The 4,030-nt window shown below is 60.6% G+C and carries 2 protein-coding genes; both read left to right on the forward strand.

From position 1 onward, the window contains the following. The coding region (locus tag AB4043_RS24610; RefSeq protein WP_442308407.1) for an efflux RND transporter permease subunit at positions 1-1,616 on the forward strand (1,616 nt) is incomplete at its 5' end. A gap of 85 nt (positions 1,617-1,701) precedes the next feature. After that, the gene (locus tag AB4043_RS24615; protein ID WP_442308408.1) at positions 1,702-3,912 is read left to right on the forward strand and encodes an efflux transporter outer membrane subunit; all 2,211 of its coding nucleotides are present in this window, start codon (positions 1,702-1,704) and stop codon (positions 3,910-3,912) included. Positions 3,913-4,030 lie beyond the last annotated feature (118 nt).

The raw sequence follows: 4,030 nt of genomic DNA on the forward strand, positions 1-4,030 counted from the left end.
GCTTCAATCAGGGCTACACCTGGCTGCAACATCGCTATACCTCGGCACTCGAGAGCTTCCTTGCTCATCGCCGTGCCGCCTTGTTTGCCTCGGTGGCAGTGATGTTGTCAGCCTTTGTGCTGCTGCCCTTCATCGGCAGAGACTTCTTCCCCAGCGTCGACGCCGGGCAGATCAAACTACACGTCCGCACACGTCCCGGCACTCGCATTGAGAGCACCAAGGTGGTCTTCAGCCATGTCGAGGACGAGATCCACAAGATCATTCCCGCGGATGAGACCGAGCTGGTGATGGACAATATCGGCCTCACGCCCGAGACCTTCAACTATGCCTTTGGTGATGGCTCGACCATCAGCAGTGCCGACGGCGAGGTTCTGATCGCGTTGAATGAGAAGCATCACTCCACCGAGGGCTATATCAAGCGGCTGCGTGCGGAGCTTCCAAAGAAGTTCCCCGATGCGACTTTCTTTTTCCAGCCCGCGGACATGGTGACGCAGATTCTGAACTTCGGTCTGCCTGCGCCGATCGATATCCAGATACAGGGTTACGATCCGGCCAACTACGAGATCGCACGCCATCTGCGCGAGCGGCTGGCAACGGTTCCCGGAGCAGTCGACGTTCACATGCACCAGGTGGTGAATGCGCCTGACCTGCATCTCGATATCGACCGCGTACGTGCGGCGCAGTTCGGACTCACGCAGCAGGACGTGGCGAACAGCCTGTATATCTCGCTGAGCTCCAGCGCGGCGGTGCAGCCGAACTTCTGGCTCGATCCGAAGATGGGCATCACCTACGCCGTTGCGGCGCAGACACCGCAATACAGCATCGATTCGGTTAATGCTCTGCAGAACACACCGATCCCGATCCATACCCTGGCCAACCGCACCGAGATGCTGGGCAATATGGCGACGCTGAAACCCGCCATCATGCCCGTGGTGGTCAACCACCATAATGGCGCGCCGGTCTATGACATCTACGCCAACACGCAGAACAGCGACCTGGGTTCGGTGGCGTCGAAGGTCAACCGCATCGTGAAGGAAGAGAGTGCACATCTGCCGCCGGGCACGAAGATTGTCGTCCGCGGTCAGGTGGAGAGCATGAATGAGGCCTTTACCCGCCTGGGTCTCGGTCTTACCTTCGCCGCTCTGCTGGTCTACCTGCTGATGGTCGTCAACTATCAGAGCTGGCTTGACCCGTTCATCATCATCTGCGCGCTGCCCGGAGCCTTCTGCGGAATCGTCTGGGCTTTGTTCCTCACGCAGACAACGTTCAATGTTCCCTCACTGATGGGCGCCATCATGTCCATCGGTGTAGCGACAGCGAACTCCATTCTGCTGGTCACCTTCGCGAATGAACTGCGTGTCGGTGGCGAGACGGCGGTCGGCGCTGCTGTGCAGGCAGGCTTTACTCGACTGAGACCCAYTCTGATGACAGCCTGCGCCATGATCATCGGCATGCTGCCGATGGCCCTGGGCATGGGCGAAGGCGGTGAGCAGAACGCTCCGCTCGCTCGCGCCGTGATCGGCGGTCTCAGTATGGCGACCTTCGCAACCCTCTTCTTTGTTCCATTGATGTTCACTCTGATCCACGGAAAGAAACCAGCTCAGGAGGCCGCATGATCAGCACTCAGGAAACCCCCGCCCGCGACCGCGTCCAGGCGAAATCCAGAAGCAAAGCTAAAGTGATTGGCGCCGGCGCGAGCCGCTGTATACGGCGAACCTGTATGCACGCGTGGACGGTTATCTCGACCGCCGCAATGTCGATATCGGCACGAAGGTACGCGCCGGACAGGTACTGGCGGTGATCTCTTCGCCGGAGATCGATCAGCAGTTGAGCCAGGCAAAAGCGACCCTCGCCCAGTCACAGGCGGCATTGCTGCAGGCTCGCGCAGCGCTGGAGCAAGCGAAGGCCAATGCCGAACTGGCGAGGCTGACGCGTGAGCGTGATGTCCCGCTGGGAGAGCAGCACGCTATCTCGCAGCAGATTGTGGATAGTGCTGTGCAAAATCACAATGCGCGCGTCGCGGATGTCTCTGCTGCCAATGCCAATATCGCGGCGGCTGAGGCCAGCGTGGCTGCGAACCAGGCCAACGTGGCGCGGCTGCAGCAGATGCAGAACTTCGAGCGCATCGTGGCTCCCTTTGACGGCGTGATCACGCAGCGCAATGTGGAGCGCGGCGACCTGGTCAGCGCATCGGCTCAGAGCAGGCCGCTCTTCAGCATCGCGCAGAGCGACATGCTGCGGATCTATGTCGACGTGCCGCAGTCCGAAGCGGTCAACATTCGCGACGGACAGAAGGCGAGCATCGATGTCACCGAGCGCCTGGGACGTGATTACACCGGCACCGTTACTCGCAACGCATCGTCGTTGAACGACGCCGCGCGCACCATGCGGACGGAGGTGCAGGTCGATAACCACGACGCCTCGCTTTTGCCGGGCATGTATGCGCAGGTGCACTTCACCCTGTCGCAGCAACATACGTCGCTCATCATTCCCACCAGCTCGCTTGTCATCGACCATGCGGGCATGCACGTGGTGACGGTCGATGCCGGGCAGAAGGTGCATTTTGTTCCGGTAACCATTGGTAAGGACATGGGCAAAGAGGTGGAAGTCCTTGCCGGACTGAAGGGAAGCGAGTCGCTGGTCGCAAGCCCGGGAGATCTGCTTAGTGAGGGCATCTTTACCGATCCTGCGCTGCAGGCGCTGATCGCTGAGGCGCTGAAGAACAACCTCGATCTCAAGATCGCGGCGCAACGCGTACTGGAGGCTCAGTCGGTTGTCGGTATCGTGCGCTCACAGCAGTTGCCTTCGGTGAACGCCGGTGGCAGCTTCTCGGCACTGCAGCTTCCGCAGGGCCTTGCTCCGCAGAACAGTGATGGTACGAAGAACGACTTCATCCGTGGTGGCGGCTTCAGCGCGTCGGCTGCGTGGAACCTCGACTTCTGGGGATACTATCGCCGCCAGACTGAGGCCGCCCGCGCCGAGTTGCTGCAGACCGAGTGGGCGCAGCGTGCGACCCGGACAGCGTTGGTCCAGCAACTGGCGGCATCGTACTTCCAGCTCCGCAGCCTGGACTCGCAGCTCGAGATCACGAAGAACACCATCCAGGCACGCGAGGACTCGCTCCGTCTGACCCAGTCGTTGGAGAACTACGGCGCCGGCTCCCGCGCCGACACAAGACAAGCCGAAGAGCTGCTGTATACGGCAAAGGCCAACCTGCCGGAGCTTCGGCGTCAGATCGCCGCACAGGAGAACGCCATCAGCGTCCTTCTCGGTCACGCTCCACAGGATGTCGCGCGAGGACAGAAGATCGAGGATCAGCCGCATCCAGCAGCAGTGCCGACCGGGCTGCCGTCGGAGCTGCTGGAGCGCCGTCCTGACATCCGCCAGGCAGAGGCTACCCTGATGGCAGCGAATGCGCGTGTCGGTGTGGCCAAAGCGCAGTTCTTCCCACAGATCTCGCTGACCAGCATGGGAGGCTCCGCAAGCAACCAGCTGCAGAAGATCTTCGACGGAGGCAATGCTTACTGGTACGCTGCAGGTTCGCTCTCGCAGCCGATCTTTGCCGGTGGGCGAATCCGCAGTAATTACAAGTACTCGCAGGCACAGCAGCAGGAGATGGTGGTGCAGTACCAGAAAGCCATTCTGAACGCGCTGAAGGACGTGTCGAACTCACTCACAGCCTACAAGGAGACACAGAGCCGCAGGGAAGAGCAGACACGCGCCGTAGCTTCAGCCGCGGATGCTGTTCGCCTGGCGCGTCTGCGTTATGCCGGCGGCAACACCAGCTACATCGAGGTGCTGGCCACGGATACCAACCTCTACGATGCACAGCTCCAGTTGGCCCAGGCGCAATCGCAGGAAGCGAACTCACTGGTGCAGTTGTATGCAGCGCTGGGCGGTGGGTGGAAGTAAGCCGATCGAGAGCACAACTCTGGGTGCCCCATCCATCGTGACAACGATGGGTGGGAGATTCGAGCGAAGTTCGAATATGGGTTTTACGACCGATATTTTTGCCCGGGTGCCTGTGATG

The sequence above is a fragment of the Terriglobus sp. YAF25 genome, assembly GCF_052113305.1.
In the GTDB taxonomy this organism is placed as follows: Bacteria; Acidobacteriota; Terriglobia; order Terriglobales; family Acidobacteriaceae; genus Terriglobus.